This is a genomic window from Flavobacterium seoulense (assembly GCF_000695795.1).
Classification (GTDB): Bacteria; Bacteroidota; Bacteroidia; order Flavobacteriales; family Flavobacteriaceae; genus Flavobacterium; species Flavobacterium seoulense.
Genome location: NZ_JNCA01000001.1, coordinates 154,714 through 175,662, shown reverse-complemented (window position 1 = coordinate 175,662; position 20,949 = coordinate 154,714). Strand labels below are relative to the sequence as shown.

Here is a 20,949-nt window from a genome sequence, read left to right as displayed (position 1 = left end):
TAGGGGGGAATAATAAGATTAATAGAGGGGTAAATTAGTATTAGTTATTAAAAATTAAGATATTTTTAAATCTATAATAAAAATATATTGGTATAATTACAAAATAACTAATTATTTAAGAAGAACAACATCATAAAACAGAAACGCTTTATATACAAATAAAAGTTAAAAAAAGTCGGTATAGATTCATATGAATCTATACCGACTTTTATATAATTAAATAAAATCTACATTATTTTACAAAACGGTACATCTCTGACGCCGCTAGTAAAAAAGCCCCAACACCAAAATCAGCAGTAGAGTTTTTATCAACCACCTGACCAGGAATTGCTTTTTCTCCTATCGGCTGAACATACCCAACTGTACCATTTTCCTGAAGAGCAAAATTTATCAAATAATTCCATGACTTTTCAACCACAGGCAAATATGTCTTTTTATCCAAAACTCCATTATTGATTCCCCATAAATAGCCATAGGTAAAAAATGCCGTACCACTAGTTTCCGGCCCTGGCGCATGCTCAGGATCTAAAATACTTCTTGTCCAATAACCTTCTTTTTGCTGAACAGCTGCCAATGCTTTCGCCATGTCTCTAAATCGATTAATATACTCCTGTCTATGCTTTGCATTTTTGGGCAAATCCTGAATAATTTTGGCATAGCCGGCAAAAATCCACCCATCGCCTCTAGCCCAAAAATCTTTTTTACCGTTGGCACTTTTATGTTTAGGATAAACATATTTAGCGTCACGGAAATACAGTTTTGATTCTTCGTCATACATAATACTATTAGCATAGCTTAAATAAGTATGTAGTTTTTCTAAATACATTTCGTTTCCAGTTACATGATACAACTTTGTCATCACAGGCATTACCATATACAAACCATCAACCCACCACCAGTAATCATTAGCGGCGGTACTCATTTGATATTCCATTACCTCACGGGCGCGGGCAATTTTATAGTCATCCTTTTTTCCTGTAAAATTGTATAAATCAATATACGTTTGAAAACAAATCTGCCAATCACCGAACAATACATACTTATCCGTTTCACCATAATTGTATTTCCATTCAGACTTATTATTTGATTTGGCTCCCATCCATTGATTTTTCTCTGCCCAAGCATTCGAATAATCCACATATTTTCTATTTTTTGTAACCTTATAAGCTTCTATATTTCCTGTATGATAAGCCGCTACATGCCAGAAAGAATTACCCAATTCAGGATGTGTATCCTGCCAACGATTATTAACCTTATCAATAATAGCTAAGACTTCTGCTTTAGATTCCTTGATTTTTTTATCATGCTTAACTGTAACACTTTTACAATTCCCAAATAATAAAGAAATAAAAATTGTTAAGACAAAAAATGAGTTTTTAAGATTCATAGGTACTATTTTTAGAGATTCCAATATTAACTAAAAACAATAAATTACGCAGTAAAAAATCAATTTAATTGATGGTATAAAATAAAAAAAGCCTCTTCTTTCGAAGAGGCTTTTGTACCCGGAGCCGGAGTCGAACCGGCACGGTTTCCCACAGGTGTTTGAGACCAGCGCGTCTACCAATTCCGCCATCCGGGCTTAGCAGACAGAAATAACAACAGTTATTTCACGCAATAAAGAGACATTTAATGGTAGTTAAATGTCTTTTCCTTTAACACGGTGCAAATGTAGAAAATATTCTCAAACATTCTAAGAAAAAATCTTAAAATTTTACTTTCACAGTCAAATTAATTTTCTAAATTTGCAGCTCGTTAAAACAGCACATACTAACTAACTCCATCCGAGGTATTTATACATATATAAGACTTTAAAAAAACATTCAAGTCATATTGTTACAAAGCACAGCGGAATAAAACAACAAATTAAATGTCACAAAAAGAACCAGAAGCTAAAATTTTTGCTTGTTCACAAAGTGTCTATCTAGCTGAAAAAATTTCTAAAGAATACGGCATTCCATTAGGTAAAGTTTCTATGTCACATTATAGTGACGGCGAATTCCAACCATCCTACGAAGAGTCTATCAGAGGTTTACGCGTATTTATTGTTTGCTCTACTTTCCCTAATACGGATAATTTAATGGAGTTATTATTAATGATTGACGCAGCAAAACGCGCTTCAGCAAGACATATTACAGCAGTTATGCCATACTTTGGCTGGGCAAGACAAGATCGCAAAGACAAGCCCAGAGTACCAATTGGAGCAAAACTAATTGCTAAAATGCTGGAAGCTGCCGGAGCAACAAGAATCATGACAATGGATTTACACGCTGATCAAATCCAGGGATTCTTTGAAAAACCAGTAGATCATCTTTTTGCTTCAACAATATTTCTTCCTTATGTAGAAAGCTTAAAGTTAGAAAACCTAACTATTGCTTCTCCAGATATGGGAGGTTCAAAAAGAGCTTATGCTTATTCTAAATTCTTAGAATCTGATGTTGTTATTTGCTACAAACAACGTAAAGAAGCTAACGTTATCGACACCATGGAATTAATTGGTGAGGTAAAAGGAAAAAATGTAATCCTTGTAGACGACATGATTGATACAGGAGGAACATTAGCAAAAGCTGCCGATTTAATGATTGAAAGAGGGGCATTAAGCGTAAGAGCTATTTGTACTCACGCTATTTTATCAGGCAAAGCTTATGACAGAATAGAAGAATCTAAACTAAGCGAATTAATTGTTACTGATTCTATTCCATTAAAGAGAGAATCAAAGAAAATCAAAGTAGTAAGTTGTGCGCCACTTTTTGCCGAAGTAATGCAAATGGTACAAAACAACAACTCCATTAGTGGAAAATTTATAATGTAGTCATTGCGAAGAACGAAGCAATCTCACTACAAAAAGCGCTAAAGAACAGCACTCAAAAAGAGTTTAATTAATAACTATATAAATATTTAAAATGAAATCGATTACAATTAAAGGATCAGAAAGAGAAAGCGTGGGCAAAGTAGCTACTAAAGCCTTACGTAATGCTGGAGCGGTTCCTTGCGTGTTATACGGAGGAGATCAACCAGTTCATTTTTCAGCAGAAGAAAAAGCATTCAAAAACTTGGTTTACACTCCAAACGCTCACACAGTTGTGATCGACTTGGGTAACGGAAAATCATTCAACGCGATTCTTCAAGACATTCAAGTTCACCCTGTTTCTGACAAAATCTTACACATTGACTTTTTCCAATTGTATGATGACAAAGAAATCACTATTGAAGTTCCTGTAAAAATCATTGGTAACTCTAAAGGAGTTATGGCAGGTGGAGATTTACGTATAAGTAACCGTAAATTAAAAGTGAAAGCTTTACCTAAAAATCTTCCTGATTTTGTTGAAGCAGACATCACACCTTTAGACATGGGTAACAAATTATACGTTACTAAAGTACCTACTCCAAACTTCAAAATCATGCACCCAGACAATACTGTAATTTGTCAAGTGAAGATTTCTCGTGCTGCTATGAAAGCGGCTCAAGAAGCTGCAAAAGCTGCAAAAGCTCCTGCAAAAGGAAAGAAAAAATAATCTTTTTTCAATCATACTTAAAAGCATCAGTTTTACTGGTGCTTTTTTTTGCGCTATGCTTTTTTAAGAAGCAACAACCATTGTACTTTCAAATTACGAATCCACCTGCCATTCGCTAAATCTTTTTCTGGTCCCGTTACAAAAAAACGAGACCAGAAAAAGGATACCGCTGCTGTCAGGGCTAGACCAGCACTTCTAATTTACAAAACAACAAATAAACCCATTTAACAAATCAACTAATAAGCAAATTATACTATTTTTGCCCCATGATAAAATGGATTACAAAACTGTTTTCATCACCATCAAAAGAAGAAAACATAGACAATATGAAGAAATTTTTAATTGTAGGTTTAGGAAATATAGGCGCCGAATATGTAAATACCCGTCACAACATTGGCTTTAAAGTATTAGATTATTTAGCAAAAAAAGAAAGTCTTGATTTCCAAACCGTAAAATTAGGCGCACTAGCCGAATACAAATTCAAAGGAAGAAGTTTTTTTCTTTTAAAACCCAACACCTACATGAATTTGAGCGGTAAAGCAGTTCAATACTGGATGGAAAAAGAAAACATTCCGCTGGAGAATATTTTTGTAATTACCGATGATTTAAATCTTTCATTTGGAACTATCCGCATTAAACCTAAAGGAAGCGATGGCGGTCACAACGGATTAAAAAACATCAATTTAGTATTAAATACGAATCAATACACGCGTTTTCGTTTTGGAATCAGTGACGAATTTAAAAAAGGGAAACAGGTAGATTATGTCTTAGGCGAATGGAACGACCAGGAAAAAGAACTCCTTCCTGAACGACTGGAAGTAGCTTCTGAAATCATTAAATCTTTTGGAACTGCAGGTCTTGAAAACACCATGACATCTTTTAATGGAAAATAGAAAAGGCTGGAAAATTTTCCAGCCTTTTCATTATATATCTCAACAGCTTATCTTATTATCATTTTAGTCGTCTTTTTAGCATCTCCATCCATTAAAACCACAAAATAAATTCCCGCCTGCGGTTTGTTTGGCAATTGAACATCCTGAATAAAGCCGCCATTATTTGAATATTTTTGATCAAATAATCTTTTCCCTGAAACATCATAAACTAAAATCTGAATTTCTTCATTAGAAGAAGCACTATTGTATTTTACATTAAAATTACCATCATTAGGATTAGAACTCACCCTTAAATCCTGATTAATTTCGCCACTTGGCATCAAAGTATAATCCTGAGTACAAACAGTAATCGAAGCTGCATTTAAAACTCCTGTATCATTTGTAAAAATGTCACGAATACGCAATGACCAGTTTCCATTTGGATTTTCACCACTAAAATTACCTAAAACACCTAATGGAGCTACAGTTTGTAAAGTAGTATTTCCACAAGACAAAGCACCTCCAAAATCATCAAAATTCAGCTTCAAGCGGCCATTAGTACTTGTACATCCATTATAAAGTAATTTCACAACAGTTCCTTCCGGACTTACTAATTCCATTTGTACATCAGAAAAATAAGCATGAGTGACATCTACACTTACATTCACATTAACAACAGACGACGATAAAGGTACATTTACCACTCGCGAAGCAAAATTTCCCTGCTCAGGAATCACAAAATTCCCTTCAAAATCAAAAGTCTGACAACTGGAATCTACAATATAGCCAATAGAAAATGTTTTAGCATTAACAGCATAAAAAATATTATCAGCAGCCTCAATTAATATTTTACAAAACTGAGCCGAAACATCAGGTACAACAATAGTTTCTGAACCGTCATTAGCAACTCCTGAAGCCAGAGTGATTGGAAAAGTCAGTCCGTTATCTATAGACAATTTAATATTCACTCTGGAAGCGCCCGGCAAACTATTTGTCCCATTTACATTCCAATTAATAGTTTGATTGCTGTTTTGAAACCAACTCAAATTATCTATATTTTGAGAAGTCACTTCAAATGGTCCTGCCGATCCACTAACATTTACAATCATTTCATCTGAGATAGTCTGAGCCAATCCTTCTGCAGCATTATCTCTGGCGGTTAAAACAAAATGAAGCGTTCGGACAACTGTCGGAACCGATTCCCATCTGCTTGACAATCTTCCTGCCAAAACATTTTCTAAAGCGGGCATATAACGCACAGGAGTACTTACAGGAGGAAAAGATCTAAAAATAGGTCCATTCGTTTTAGAACCCGAAGCAATACTTAAATCACCACTGGCCGATGTAGCCGAATCATTTTGTTCCCAAACATAAGTAGCAGATGAAGAAGTCCCTCCTGTTCCTTTTAAAACAAAAGCCGTTCCCATAGGAATTGTATAATCTGCACCAGCATTTACTGTTGGCACAGCAGCACTTATAGTCGAAACTACAGGACAACTTTTTGTTGCCAAATTGTTTTGAATCTGAGCAATACTTGCAAAAGAAAAATAGTCACTAGAACGCTGTTCAACATCATAATCAGTAGTAATTCCCGCATATCCCATAATCGTAGAACCGCTTCCCGGCTCAACACTTACACCAGCCCCTTCCAGTTCATGAGAAAAAGTATGATTAGCCCCTAACTGATGCCCCATTTCATGTGCCACAAAATCAATATCAAAAGCATCACCTATAGGAATATTATTAGATGGCGAAGTATAAGCGCTACCCTTGCCAGTATCGCAAACACAACCGATACAACCTGCATTTCCACCACCACCAGACGCACCAAATAAATGTCCAATATCATAATTAGCATTTCCTATAACTGAGTTCAAATTATTTTGTAATTCTGCACTCCATCTTCCGGCAACAGTCGAAGTACCCACTCCCGGTCCTGCATCAGAATAAGGATCTGTCGAAGCATTGGTATATATCACCAAATTATTATTGGCAATAATTACTAATTTTACCGCTAAATCACGATTAAAAATTCCGTTAACTCTAGTCATTGTCGCATTCATAGCTGCTAAAGCTCCGTTAACAGTACCGCCATGAAAAGCAGCATATTCGCCAGTACAAGACAATGCTAATCTTAAAGTTCGAAATACCTGATTACTCGAAACTAATTTAGCATTTTGAGTTGTCGTTTTTTTATTCGAATTCACTGTTTTCTCCGTAGAACAAACAAAAGGCAAACGTTCTTTCAGCTTATTTTTAGAATCAAAAACAACATATAAATCCTCATTTTGAGTATCTTTTTCTATAAATTCCATTTGATTCCCATTTCGGGTAATCATGGTTTGAATTCCTAAAGGAGACATGCTAAAATTGATAACAGCTTTTGTATCTGTTATACCAATTCCTGAATAAGAACGAATATCCGGGAATTTTGCCTGAAGTTCGGGTTCGAAATTAGAATCTTCATGAATGGAGAATTTTTCCAAAACTCCATTAGCATTAGGAATTGTAATTACAACATCCGATTTTAAAGTTCCTTTATCATGAACCGAAGTTAATTGAGCTTTGAAAACCTGTTCATTCAATTGAAACAAAACAGCATCATTAACTTCTGATTTATCAAGAAGTTTATTCGTAATTTGAGTCGTAGAAGAATTAATTCTTTTCCAAGGTTCTGTATCCTGAGCATTAATTACAGAAAACCACAACAACAGAAATACGAATACACTATTTATTTTCATGACCAGCTTATATTTATCTTCCAAAAATAAAGTATTTATGTCAAAATAGATTCAACAAAATTGCTTTTAATTAAACCTAGCGAAGCATTTAATTTATTAAATAATATTTCCTTTTTTGATAGAATTAACACAAATACTTCAAAAAACACGATTGGCATACGGCTAAATTTAAATTAGATAGTATAAATTTGCAGCATTATAAAATAATTGCTTTGAAGATTTTTCATTCTATAAAAGATTTCAGTTCCTCAAAAAAAACAATCCTTACTTTAGGCACTTTTGATGGAGTACATATTGGGCATAAAAAAATACTTGAAAAAGTAATTCAGTACACTGAAGATGAAAAATATGAAAGTCTTGTACTGACTTTTTTTCCGCATCCAAGAATGATTTTACAGGAAAGTTCAGAAATAAAATTACTCAATACCATTTCTGAAAAAATCAATTTATTAGAGCAATTAGGGATCCAGAATTTAGTAATTCATCCTTTTGACGAAAGTTTCTCAAGATTAACAGCCGAAGAATTTGTAAAAACAGTATTGGTTGAGCAATTTAAAATCCACAAAATAATTATTGGTTACGACCATCGTTTTGGAAGAAACAGAACTGCCGATATTAATAATTTGATTGAATTTGGCGAAAAATACAACTTTGAAGTCGAACAAATATCGGCTCAGGAAATTAATGATATCTCGATAAGCTCTACTAAAATTAGAAATGCCATTCATGATGGCAATATAACTTTAGCAAATAAATATCTCGGATACGATTATTTTTTAACTGGGACTGTAGTTCAGGGAAAACAACTGGGAAGAACTATCGGTTTTCCAACAGCCAACTTAAAAATCGAAGAAGACTACAAACTTATTCCGTCAAAAGGAGTTTATATTGTGTCCAGCCAAATCAATAATCAAAAAGTATATGGCATGATGAACATTGGCCACAATCCCACTGTTGGCGGACAGGAATTATCGATTGAAGTTCATTATTTAGATTTCGAAGGAGACTTATACAATCAAAAAATTACTGTTTCAATCCTGAAACACATTCGCACAGAACAAAAATTCGATTCTGTAGCTTTATTGAAAGAACAAATCGAAAAAGATAAAATCCAGACACTTTTATTTACAAATTCTTTAAAATTGCAATAAAAAAACTATTCTTTTTTTAAAATCGCTCCTCTTTTTTACGTAAATTTGATAGAGAACGCCTTATTTATCAAACAATTATTTTTTAACCCTTAAAAAATTAAGCGTATGAAACTGCCAAAAGAATTATATAATGGAGTTATTATTTTTATAGGTATTGCTCTTTATTTCGTGTTAATGGAAGTTTTAAAACTTTCTGATCAAGTGTACTTACGATTATTCAATATTCTATTTATTTATTACGGAGTTAACAAGACTTTAAAATCTAATGTTGCTGAAGGCAAGACCAATTTTGCCGAAAATGCTATCTCTGCATTAATCACCGGATTAACCGGTGTACTTTTAAGCATTGCAGGTTTAGTTGCCTATATTTACTCCAAAGGTGGAGACGAATACATTCAAACACTTTCTGACACCTTATTATTTGTAGGTGAACCTTCAGTTATGACTTATAATATTTCTTTACTTATCGAAGGAATTGTATCGGTTGTAATTGTTACATTTTCATCAATGTTATTCTGGAAAAAGAAATATCCATCAGATTAACAAAACCAGCTATTAAAAACCACCGACCTTAGTTTAAGATTAATTTTTTAATTTTAAAACAATCCAAAATGAAACCACCTAAAGAAATTGTAAATGGATTTATCATTTTCTTAGCCATTGGGATTTATTTTTTGCTAATGCAAGTTTTAAATCTGACTCATATATTCTATTTACGTTTTTTAAATGTGCTTTTTGTTTTTTATGGCGTAAATAGAACTATCCAAATGAACCTGAATGAAGGAAAGAAGAAGTTTGTTTCCAATGCAACCTCAGCTTTATTCACTTCGGTTATTGGAGTTATCCTGAGCGTTATTGGATTAGTTATTTATAGCTATTTACAACAAAGTGATGAATTTTTACAATCCCTATCAGAAACTTTCCTTTTTGGAGGAAAGCCTTCTATTGATATGTATTCAATATCTCTATTATTTGAGGGTATTGCTTCTTCTGTTATTGTAACACTATTGCTAATGTTGTATTGGAACAATCAATTTTCATCAGATTAATCCAATATGGTTCTTTCTGTTCCATTCCTTTTTAAAGCTATTGCATTGCTATTTTGAACAATTTGACTACTTTTGACGCATCAAAACACACAATACAATGAGTATTACAAAACACAATTGGACAAAAGAAGAAATTATCGCTATATATAATAAACCTATGATGGATTTGCTTTTTGAAGCAGCTTCGATTCATAGAGAACACCACGATCCTAATGTGGTTCAGGTATCTACTTTATTATCTATAAAAACAGGAGGTTGTTCAGAAGATTGTGGTTATTGTCCGCAAGCAGCACGATACAATACAGGTGTTGAAGGAAATGATTTAATGAGTGTTAGTCAGGTAAAAGCGCAGGCTTTGCGTGCTAAATCTACAGGTTCTTCCCGTGTATGTATGGGAGCAGCCTGGAGAAACGTAAAAGACGGACCTGAATTTGATCAGGTATTAGAAATGGTTCGTACCATTAACAAACTAGACATGGAAGTGTGTTGTACACTAGGAATGATTACTGAGAATCAAGCACAACGTCTAGCCGAAGCTGGATTATATGCCTACAATCATAATTTAGATACTTCTGAAGATTATTATAAAGATGTTATTTCAACACGAGCTTTTGAAGACCGTTTAGAAACCATAGAAAATGTTCGTAAAACTAATGTTACGGTTTGTAGCGGAGGAATTATCGGAATGGGAGAAAGTATCGAAGACAGAGCAGGAATGCTTGTAGCACTTTCTACTTTAAACCCGCAACCAGAATCAGTGCCTATTAATGCACTTGTTGCTGTTGAAGGAACTCCAATGGAGGAAGAAAAACCAGTTGAAATTTGGGAAATGATTCGAATGGTAGCTACAACCCGTATCGTAATGCCAGAAACTCAAGTACGTTTATCAGCAGGAAGAACCAATATGAGTCGCGAAGGACAAGCCATGTGCTTTTTTGCTGGAGCCAATTCTATTTTTGCTGGAGACAAATTATTAACTACTCCAAATCCTGATGTTAACGAAGACATGAAAATGTTCGAACTGTTAGGTTTGAATCCGCAAAAACCTTTTACAAAAGTGGTGCAACCACAAACCGTCGAAGCAGCCGATTCTAAATATGCTTCTTTAGGTGAAAAACCAAAATGGTCTCGTCCAGGACATACTATCGAACGTAATATTAAAGCATCTGTTAAAGGAAAATAAATACAACAAACATTAATAAAAAAATCCATCTCGTTTTAAAACGAGATGGATTTTCTATTTAAAAGTGGTTATGGTTTTAAGTTATATCAATAGATTATTTTCTTTACTGCTTTTTTACCATTTTCTAATACAACCTGCACAATTAAAGCCTGATGAGCAGTTGATAAATTACTAATGGTTGTGCTTTCCAGATTAACCTCATTATCAGCATATACAAGTTTTCCTGAAAAATCATAAACAGCAACAGTTTCAATTATAGCATCGTCAGCGGCAATAGTAATTATTTTATTTTTAGTCGAAATTACCACACCCTCAACAGGAACATCAACATCTTCAATTACAGCATTTTTATCCTCATATCGTAATACAAATCGATTATTAAAAATACCTTTTTCGGTAGTAAAAGAATAAGGCGCTTTTTTAAGATCATGAAGCACTTGTAGATCTTTATCTTCAACAAAAATCTGCTGATTTGACAAAACCCCATCCAAATGATCAATACTAATTTTAAAATCTCCTTTTATAGCCGATTTATAACCTAACACAATACTGTCTTTTTCCTGAAAAGGTAAAGCCCGCCCCTGAATAGCTAAATTCAAATCTTGTCTCACACTGTAAAAATCCAGGTATTCATTTCCATCATAACTTACACCATCAAATTTTCCTTCATAATCATTAGTTGCCCCCGTAATATAGCCCACCAATGTTTGCTTAAAAGCACCTTCTTCATTCGTTAAATTCAACCATACACGGTTTTTTTCTATTGTCGTTGTAGCATCTGTTACATTTGATTTTGATGTATCACTCAATTTGAAAAATTGTGAATTATCCATTACTTCATTAGTCAAAAGCCGCATACTGTTATTAAAAACTATTTCCCCTCCCACTACACTTGTCGGAGCAAAAAAGCCTTGGGCAGCAGTAATATAACCATTAGGAATATTAGAATTAATATCCGGATAATTTAAATTAGAATCCGGTATAGCAGCTTTTGTAGCCGTACCACCTGTACGATTATAAGTAGCATAATCATTAGCTGTATAATTATACTTTTTATCCCCACTGATGTACTCACTAGGAGGGGAATTATGTGTCCAGAAATAAAGAGTTCCTTGTAATTTTGTTTCATTTGCTAATAAAAATGCATCTGCACTTATAGCTGATGGATAAGGATTCCCTAATAAATACACTTTATCACCTGCTAAATTCTTTCTTATTTCACCATTAAAAGGCACTCCTTTAAAAACTGCCGGATAATTTGCAGGATTTCCGCTAATAGCAATTATCTGTGGTGCTCGAACACTATAACCTTCCCCTATGTCCATAGCTGTTTCGCGAACTATAGACACCCAGGCATTGTTATACTTAAAATATTTATCATAGAATGTTCCAGGAGATAATTGTTTTAAAGTCATACCTACAACTGGCGAAGACCAATAGGTAAAATCATAACGATTTACCGGTGTAGTAATACGCTTGTAGTTAATAATTCCTGTATTTAACACATTATTTATTTGAACCAAACTCGCATTATTTTCAAAAGTAAGCGAACCATTAGAATCTACGATTAATTCATTTCTTAATTTCAAATAATACCCTGAATTAAAGACAACAACAGCACCTGATTTTACTTCGCAAGAACAAGCCGTAACACTCTTATTTATATTATAATCTGATTCGAATAGTACTTTTTCATCGATTGTTGGATCAGCACCATCCCACACACCATTTTTCCATGTTTTTACAGGCAATTTCTTTACTACAACTGAAAAATTTGCAGATGTACAATTTCCATTAGAAAATGTAAAATTATAAGTTGTTCCCGGTGTTAAGCCTGCAATTGTAGCAGTTGCTCCTGAACCTGTTAAACCTGTCAATCCTACATTAGGTGTAGCATTTATTATCCAGCTTCCTGACAAACCATTTACAACCACATTTGCTGTAGGCGCAGTACAAATAGGTTCTGTAGGAGTACCTATTACAGGTGCAAGAATACTATTTACTGTTATTGATACAGGATCACTATATACTGTTGCACAGTTGGCGTTAACATAATACCTAATATGTTTACCACTATCAGCTAAAGAAACCGTATAAGGAACTGTCAAATTCGCATAAGTACCACTTCCAACTGCGGTTTCTAATTGCCAACCAGATGCAGTAATTACAGAACTGTTAGTGGTAATTGATGGAACTGATGGATTCAATATACCTCCAGTACATAATGCTGCTGGTGTAGAAATAGTAGCTATAGTAGGCACACCACTAATGATAAACTTAACAGGTGTTCTACATTCTGGCGCAGAAGAACAGGCGGCATAATATGTATGTGTTCCTGCAATATTTGTATTAGCTAATCCTGAATTAGCAACTCCAACTGGATTAAAAGAAGTACCAGTACCTATTGATGTACCTCCAGATGAAACCGTATACCAATTTACAGGATTTGGAATATAATAAGTAACTGTAATCCCTATAGAACTCACAGTAGCTGTTGTTACATCCCCTAACAGACCCGAAGCACTAATATTTACCGCCAAGGCAACTCCAAAACTTGAACTATTAATCTCTGCTGGTGTCCATGTTGTACCCCATAAATCAGATTCATTTCCATAATTAACGTTACTTGAAGTAATCAACCAGTTACTAGCGGTTACTGCTTTATTAACCCCTACTACCCCAGTAGTTTTTATTAACTGTATAGTATTATCTCTAACATATCTAGAACTACTATTATCGCTACTATATCTATTTACAACAACTTGTATTCCTGTAATTTTAGCATTTGAGGGAATGGCAAAACCAAATGTTGTAGCCTGAAGATTATTAGTTATAACACTTTCACTTCCAAGTATTCCAACAGTTACTTTAGAAGAAGCAGTAGCTGTATTTATAGTCCAACTTGAACCTGTACTCGAATTTGTTCTAGCGCTTGGATTTTTCGCAACCGAAACAGCACTTCCATCAACACAACCCGATGCTGTTAAACTTCCTGCACCTCCAATACAAACAGTAACTGGGTTTGCCGCTGGTCCTGACACTGTCATTGTAATAGAATTAGATGTTGCCGGGCTTCCTGTAAGACAAGGAGAAGCATTTGATGTCATCACACAACTAACTACATCACCATTTATTAAAGTCGAATTAGTATAAGTTACAGCATTAGCACCCGCAACATTTACTCCATTTATTCTCCATTGATACACTGGTGCTGTTCCTCCATTAGTTGGCGTAGCTGTAAAAGTTACTGGTGTACCATAACAAATAGCCCCAGATGGAGAAGCTGCAATACTAACACTTGCATTTAAATTAGGATTTACAGTTACATCAACGTATTTATCTATATTAGTTGAACAATCAACTGATCTTATATTTTTTATAGTTATTCGGCTTGTCCCTACAGTCGTTAAACCTGTTACTGTAAACTTTAGAGTTCCTGTTGTAGTAACCCTTACATTAGCTGCCTGAAGTCCGGTTTGTGAAGGAGAGCTAACATCATAAGTTACAGTATATTTTCCTATAGGCAAAAAACCATTCAAGGTCACAACAGTAGTTCCAGGTGCAACACATACAGGATCAGCAGTAATATTTGAAACAGTATAAACTGGACAAGTATAAGTTACTTTTATTTGACCATTAGCTCCTGCACCTCCTGATGGACGACCAAAAAGACCTATTACATCTAACACAGTAATACTTCCTCCTCCACCTCCTGCCGGAAAACCACCAGCTAATCCATTACCATGAGTCAAATTTGAAGCAGTAATACCATCTCCACCTTTACCGCCTGCTCCGCCATCACTTCCATTAGCTATTCCGCCTGCTCCACCTGCCTGAGAAAGTATATCAACATTACTGCCTTTACCAGCGCCACCAGAACCGGCACCACCACCACCGCCGCCACTCACTAAACCAATACCTTGCCCCAGAAGACCAGCTGTAAAACCATCCCCTCCAGAAAAATTGCCTCCCTGACCTCCTTGGCCACCTATCCCATTCGAAGCATACAAATTTAATATTCCTCCTAAAAGTATTCCAGCTGCTCCTCCTTTACCACCATTAGCTGAGACAGTAGAAAAAAATGAATTCCCTCCATTTCTTCCATCAACAGTAGTAGGAGTTCCTCCTGCTCCTCCTGCTCCAATAGTGTAAGCAATTTTTATATTGTCTGGATCTTCACCTACATTATTTAGACTTCCCTCATGGAATGCACCACCGCCTCCACCGCCACCTACATTGAGCACATTAAGAAGACCCAATAGTGTTGCAGGACCACCACCACCACCACCAGCTCCCCAAGTTTGAACTTTTATTGAGTTCCCAGACATACCTACACCTGCGGGTATCTCTAAAGTTCCTGATCCAGGCAAAGAATTATGCAGATGATTCTTAACATCTTGCCCATAAGAAGAGATTGATAAAAAAATTACCAATAAAAAACAGAAGGTTTTAAACCTTTTTAATGGTAAATTAAAAGGAAAGTAGATTTTTTTCATGACCCCTACATTTAAAAAAATAAACAAACAGCCTGACAAAATTTATCAAGCTCATTTGATTTTTTAGGGGGTCTAAAAATCTGAGATAAAATTAATAAAAAAATCGCTTAAAGGAAGTTTTTCATCGTTAAAATACCTGTTTTAACAATAAAATAAAGTCAAAAACTACATATACAATTAATTATTTCGTCATAGATTAAGACTGATTAATTAGTGGCGAAAAAATACAAATCTTTGCAGTATAATTACAAAAAATCCCGATTACAGGACGCAATCGGGATTTTTATAAATCAATTTTCTAAATTAATTAATAATTTTTCTGCTGTGTTTTGTACCATCAGTCAATACAATATCGACTACTAATCCCTGATGATTCCAAAAAAAATTAGGAATCACTAATATGTTAGTATCCACTTTATTTTTTTGGAACAGCTTTCTTCCAGCCATATCATACACAATCACCTTATCTAATTTTGTTGCTGTAGCATTTATCTTGATTTCCCCATTCTTAACTGAAACAATAACTGCTGCATTTGAATCTTTTCCTGGTACTTCAGGAACGATTACTTCATCTACTGCATTTTTATCAGCATAACGTAATACAAAACGATTATTGAATACTCCTTTCTCAGTACTAAAAGTATACGCCTCTTTTTTAAGATCATGTAATACTTTTAAATCTTTATCTTCCAAAAAGATATTTTGAGTAGCCAAACTACCATCAATTTGATCAATACTAATTTTAAAATCACCTTTAATAGTCGATTTATATCCTAAAGCTACACTGTCCTTTTTTACAAAAGGCAAAGCACGTCCCTGAATAGATAGATTTACTTCATTATTTACACTATAAAAATCAATAAACTGATTACCATCATAAGTCACCCCATCAAATGCTCCATCATAATCATTAGTTGCTCCTGTAACATAACCAATTAAAGTTTGTTTGAAAGCACCTTCACTATTAGTCAAATTCAACCAGATACGGTTTTTCTCTGTCTTAGCCGTTGTTATTGTTTTAGCTGTTTTAGAATTAGTACTCAATTTAAAAAACTGTGTGTTATCTAATACAGCTCCTGTAGTACTCAAGCGCATCAAATTATTAAAAACTAACTCTCCTCCTGCAGCACTAGCTGGAGCAAAAAAACCTTGAGCCGATGCAATTTTTCCAGACGGTGGTAATCCTCCAGTAGTAGCAGCTTTTCCTGTTCCTACCCCACCTGTTCTATTATAAGTAGCATAATCATTGGTCGTGTAATTATACCTTTTATCTCCAACAAAAGCATCACTTGGTGGCGAATTATGAGTCCAGAAATAAAGCGTTCCTTGCAAAACTGATGAATTTAAAGCTAAAAATTGATCTGCATCAATAGCAGATGGATATGGATTACCTATAAGATAAACTCTATTTCCAGTTAGCGTCTTTTTTACTTCGCCATTATGTGGTTCTCCTGTAAAAGTCGCTAAAAAAGGAAGAGGATTACCAATAATTGCTGTTGTTTGCGGTGCTCTAACGCTATATCCTTCACCCTTAATCATAACGGTAGTACGAGGTACTGACACCCAAGCATTATTATAAATAAAGTATTTATCATAGAATGTTGTTGGTGATAACCCTACTGAAGGAAGACCTAAACTCATATCTTTAACTGGCGAAGACCAATAGGTAAAATCATAACGATTTAGCGGTAAAGTCACACGCTTATAAATGATATTTCCTGAATTCAAAGCAGCATCATTAACCTGAACTAAACTGGCATCATCTTCAAATGTTAATGTACCAGCAACAACCTGGAGCTCATTTATTACTTTTAAAGTATGCCCCGTATTAAAAACTACTACCGCATTATTCTTAACCTGACAAGAACAAGCATCTACATTCGCAGGAGAATTAGCATTAGATCCTGACGAATAATTAGCAAGAAACTCTACTCTATTATTAATAGTAGGAGTAGATGACCAATTTGAACCATTCCATGTAACAAGAGCTGGCGGTATATTTATTACAACATTAGCTGAAGCTGACGAATTACAACTTCCATTAGAAACCGTGAAAGTATAAGTTGTACCTCCTGTTAAACCTGTAATAGTAGTTGTAGCTCCTGTACCTGTCAAACCAGCGGTAGCTGGTGTTGCAGTTATAATCCAAGATCCCGAAGATGGCAAACCACTTAAATTTACACTTCCTGTAAGCACTGAACAGTTAGGTTGAGTTATCGTTCCAACTATTGGTGCTGCAGGAACTGTATTTATCGTAACTACAACAGATGTTCTTGTCGAACTTACACAACCTGTAGTGGTATTCCTTGATTGCGCATAATATGTTGTAGAAGATAAAGCCGTTCCTGATGTAAGAGCAGTACCACCTGATGAATTTGCATACCAATCAATAACACTTCCTGATGATGCTGTACCTGTTAAATTTGCAACCGTAGCACTACCACAAAAACTTTGAGCAGACGCTGTTGTAACTACAGGAACTGTATTTATCGTAACTGTTCTAGCAGTTGAAGTAACTGACGGTGTACATGTACCACTTACAACTACATCATAACTACCAGCATCAGCTGTTGTGGGATTTGTCAAAATCAAGGTAGCTGTTGTCGCTCCAGAGACAACCCCTCCATTTGATATATTTATCCCATCTTTCCTCCATTGATAAGTTAATCCAGATCCTGTAGCAACTACAGACATTGTTTGTGTTCCACTACCTGAACATGTTGCTGTTGGAGTCGATGGCTGTGTGGTTATACTTATTGGTGAAGAAACATTACCTAAATACAAATAAAAATACCTACTCCCAGGACTATTACATATTGAGCTGTTACTAGCAGAAACGGTGACATTCTCACTTTGAGAACTATTCCCTGTTATATAAGTTGCACTTGTAGTTCCTTGTCCGCTTACTAGAGTCCAACCAGGAGGAGTTGTCCAAACATAAGTTGTTGCATTCGGTACTGGATTGATACTAAGCACAACAGATGAAGAAGGACAATAATTAGCATTTCCATTTTCTGGATAAGCTACACCATTCATGGAAATTGCACCAGGAACCGCAACAGCTCCATATACGGTTATTTTAACTGAATTAGAATATTGTATATTACAACCTCCATTTTGAACAACTGCCCTGTAATAAGTATCTACTGTAACATTTGATGCAGTTATAGGACTTCCTGTACTATTAATTGTAGTAATTGTACCTCCAGAAAAATTATCCAAAGAAGACTCCCATCTTAAAATACTTCCAGTATTTCCATTTAAAGAAAGATTAGTACTATTACCTGGTAAACAAACATTTGTATTAGCTGGAGTTACTGTTCCTGCAATTGTAGCTGAACTAACAACAACCCATTGAGAGATTGAATTAGAAGTTCCACAACCAGTATTAGCAGCATTTACAGATACATTTCCCGTAGCTCCATTATTTGGAATATTAACAGTTATACTGTTTGTACCACTACCGGAGATTATAGTCCAGTTCGCAGGTAATGTCCAATTATAACTTGTCGCATTAGTCACTGGGTTTACACTATAAACCTGCGATGTATTACCAGCACATTGTGCACTTAATCCACTAATAGAACTTGGCGTGGTTAAACTACCATATACGGTTATTTTAACTGAATTAGAATATTGTACATCACAACCACCATTTTGAACAACTGCCCTGTAATAAGTATCTACTGTAACATTCGATGCAGTTATAGAACTTCCTGTACTATTAATTGTAGTAATTGTACCTCCAGCAAAATTATCTAAAGAAGATTCCCATCTTAAAACACTTCCAGTATTTCCATTTAAAGAAAGATTAGTACTATTTGAACTTGAACAGACATTTGTATTAGCTGGAGTTACTGTTCCTGCAATTGTTGGAGTACTAACAACAACCCATTTATCATAGCGCGCATTACCTGTACCACAACCATTACTGGCACTTACATATACATTACCTGTTCCTGCTCCTGAATTTAATCTTACAGTAACCGAATTAGTTCCTGCTCCTGAAGTTATCTGCCAATTACTATCAGGAAAAAACCAATTGTAACTCGTTGCGTTTGCAACAGCTGATACGCTATAAACTAGGCCTATAGCTCCCTGACATGCTGTTAAAGGTCCTGCAATCAAACCAGGTGTATCGGGATTACCTCTTGAAACCACTACATCATCTGAGACCGATCCACAACTATTTGTTACAGTATAACGGAAAATAGTAGTACTCGGACTTGTAACATTACTAACACCACCAGCTGAAGTTACATTAGCAGTTCCAGACACTCGTGTCCAAGTACCCCCTGATGGGCTAAATCCTGACAATGTAAAATTACCATTATTCGTTCTACAAACATCTGCTCCAGCATTTACAACTGGCAAAGTCTCTACTGTCACTAATTGTGAAGCACATGTCGTTGTATTACAAGTACCACTATATCGAACATAATAAGTTGTATTTGATGTTGGAGAAACAGTAATACTATTACCAGTTCCTACCGATGTTCCTCCACATGAACCTGTAAACCATTGTGCTGTAGCCCCTGTCCCTAGTGTTCCACCATTTACTGTAAGTGTAGTAGAACTTCCATTACAAATAGTTGTAGTTCCTGTAATACCAGTTGGCGCAACTGATGATGTATTTACTGTCACCATAGCAGTATTATTAGAACTAATAGCACTAGAACAAATTGATGGAGCTGTGCCACTTGAAAGATTAGTTACAGTAATAGTACTTGCAGCTGTTAAGGTTCTTGTAACAAATGTTCCTGTACCATCACTAAATGTCATAATAGCAGTATTGCCAGTACTTGTTGGAGAACTAGAGGTATTGTAAGTAACCGTATAAGTACCCGCTGGCAATGTAGTAGAAGTAAGTGTTACTGTAGAAGTTCCACCACTACAGATAGGAGTTGCAGAAGCTGCAGAGGTTAATGCGTATGTAGGACAAGTCCAAGAAACTCTTACTTGACCATTTCCTCCATTACCTCCTCCATATGGATCTGTAGAATATCTAAACCAATCATACCAAACTGGATCATAATAATAATCGGCTTCTCCTCCGCCTCCTCCGCCTCCAGGGGAATTTCCAACATTACCATTAGTATTACTTCTACCAGAACCTCCAGTTCCGCCAGAAGCAGGAGCATTACCCCCATTTCCACCAGTATTTCCACCACCATTACCTCCAACGCTACCTATTGTATTCGTAGAACCTCCAGTTGCTGTACCTCCAACCCCTCCCGAACCACTATTTGCAGTTCCTCCAGTCCCACCATTCGCTATCAAACTAGAAAAAGTTGATTGCCCTCCAGATGTACCATTTACACCTGTACTTCCAATACCTCCTATGCCAACAGTGTAATTAATACTAGTATTGGGACTAACTGAAAAACTAGGATTTGTAGTATAGCCACCAGAACCTCCACCAGAACCTCCATTGCCATTAGCTGTAGATCCTCCTCCAGCTCCTCCAGCTCCCCAAACTTGGACATTTACATTAATAACACCAGCAGGAACAGTAAAAGTTCCGGAACTATTATATGTTTGAGGTGATTGTCCAAAAGACAAAAAAGAAACTAATAATAAAACTAAAGTCCAGTAATTTATATATAAAAAGTAATTTTTCTTCATAGTAGTAGATTTTAAAATTAAAAGGGGGCTAACTTTTAAATTATCAATCAAAATAAATCAATCAAAACAGTCGCTTAAAACAAAGTCGTTTATCGGCATTTATAGTCGTTAAGTAGCCTGTTTTTGAGTATTCATTTCACAATTCAAGCAATTGTATTCAGCTTACTGAAAAGCAAGCTATTAGCTTTTTGACTACATCCGGTTTTATTTGAGTTTTGGTTTTAAGATGTAGCGTGTTTTTAACCGCAAAAATTTCGCAGAGTAGCGCGAAGAGACGCAAAGTTTTTTATTCTTTTTGAGATAAAATCAGCACTATC

General features: G+C 35.3%; 11 protein-coding genes and 1 tRNA gene. 7 read left to right on the top strand and 5 right to left on the bottom strand.

Annotation, left to right across the window (positions count from 1 at the left end; all coding sequences use genetic code 11):
• Positions 1–232: 232 nt before the first annotated feature.
• Entirely contained in the window at positions 233–1,387 is a 1,155-nt protein-coding gene (locus tag FEM21_RS00595) for a glycoside hydrolase family 88/105 protein (RefSeq protein ID WP_035656693.1), read from the bottom strand.
• Positions 1,388–1,502: 115 nt separating this feature from the next.
• Positions 1,503–1,582 (bottom strand) — tRNA-Leu (locus tag FEM21_RS00590).
• Between the two features lie 288 nt (positions 1,583–1,870).
• Between FEM21_RS00590 and FEM21_RS00585 the strand changes: the two genes are divergently transcribed.
• From FEM21_RS00585 to pth, 3 genes are all read left to right on the top strand, one after another.
• Positions 1,871–2,812 (top strand): ribose-phosphate pyrophosphokinase, encoded by a 942-nt coding sequence (locus FEM21_RS00585; protein WP_035656692.1) that lies wholly within the window; start codon positions 1,871–1,873, stop codon positions 2,810–2,812.
• A gap of 91 nt (positions 2,813–2,903) precedes the next feature.
• Positions 2,904–3,515 carry a 50S ribosomal protein L25/general stress protein Ctc gene (locus FEM21_RS00580; protein ID WP_035656690.1) on the top strand — a complete coding sequence of 204 codons (612 nt, stop codon included), beginning with the start codon at positions 2,904–2,906 and terminating at the stop codon, positions 3,513–3,515.
• A 266-nt stretch (positions 3,516–3,781) separates the two neighbouring features.
• Positions 3,782–4,408 carry an aminoacyl-tRNA hydrolase gene (pth, locus tag FEM21_RS00575; protein ID WP_035656688.1) on the top strand — a complete coding sequence of 209 codons (627 nt, stop codon included), beginning with the start codon at positions 3,782–3,784 and terminating at the stop codon, positions 4,406–4,408.
• 47 nt (positions 4,409–4,455) lie between these two features.
• On the opposite strand, the gene FEM21_RS00570 is transcribed toward pth, so the two are convergent.
• Positions 4,456–7,128 (bottom strand): reprolysin-like metallopeptidase, encoded by a 2,673-nt coding sequence (locus tag FEM21_RS00570; protein ID WP_035656686.1) that lies wholly within the window; start codon positions 7,126–7,128, stop codon positions 4,456–4,458.
• A gap of 212 nt (positions 7,129–7,340) precedes the next feature.
• Between FEM21_RS00570 and FEM21_RS00565 the strand changes: the two genes are divergently transcribed.
• From FEM21_RS00565 to bioB, 4 genes are all read left to right on the top strand, one after another.
• Entirely contained in the window at positions 7,341–8,279 is a 939-nt protein-coding gene (locus tag FEM21_RS00565) for a bifunctional riboflavin kinase/FAD synthetase (RefSeq protein WP_035656684.1), read from the top strand.
• Positions 8,280–8,384: 105 nt separating this feature from the next.
• Entirely contained in the window at positions 8,385–8,822 is a 438-nt protein-coding gene (locus FEM21_RS00560; protein WP_035656682.1) for a hypothetical protein, read from the top strand.
• Between the two features lie 68 nt (positions 8,823–8,890).
• Positions 8,891–9,328, top strand: coding sequence for a hypothetical protein (locus tag FEM21_RS00555; protein ID WP_035656681.1), 438 nt, complete (start codon positions 8,891–8,893; stop codon positions 9,326–9,328).
• 97 nt (positions 9,329–9,425) lie between these two features.
• Positions 9,426–10,511 carry a biotin synthase BioB gene (bioB, locus tag FEM21_RS00550; protein WP_035656680.1) on the top strand — a complete coding sequence of 362 codons (1,086 nt, stop codon included), beginning with the start codon at positions 9,426–9,428 and terminating at the stop codon, positions 10,509–10,511.
• A gap of 86 nt (positions 10,512–10,597) precedes the next feature.
• Here bioB and FEM21_RS16750 read toward each other — a convergent pair whose 3' ends face one another.
• On the bottom strand, positions 10,598–15,007 hold the full coding sequence (locus FEM21_RS16750; protein ID WP_051627421.1) for a T9SS sorting signal type C domain-containing protein: 4,410 nt from the start codon (positions 15,005–15,007) through the stop codon (positions 10,598–10,600).
• Between the two features lie 303 nt (positions 15,008–15,310).
• The gene (locus tag FEM21_RS16085) at positions 15,311–20,632 is read right to left on the bottom strand and encodes an Ig-like domain-containing protein (RefSeq protein WP_152547346.1); all 5,322 of its coding nucleotides are present in this window, start codon (positions 20,630–20,632) and stop codon (positions 15,311–15,313) included.
• Positions 20,633–20,949 lie beyond the last annotated feature (317 nt).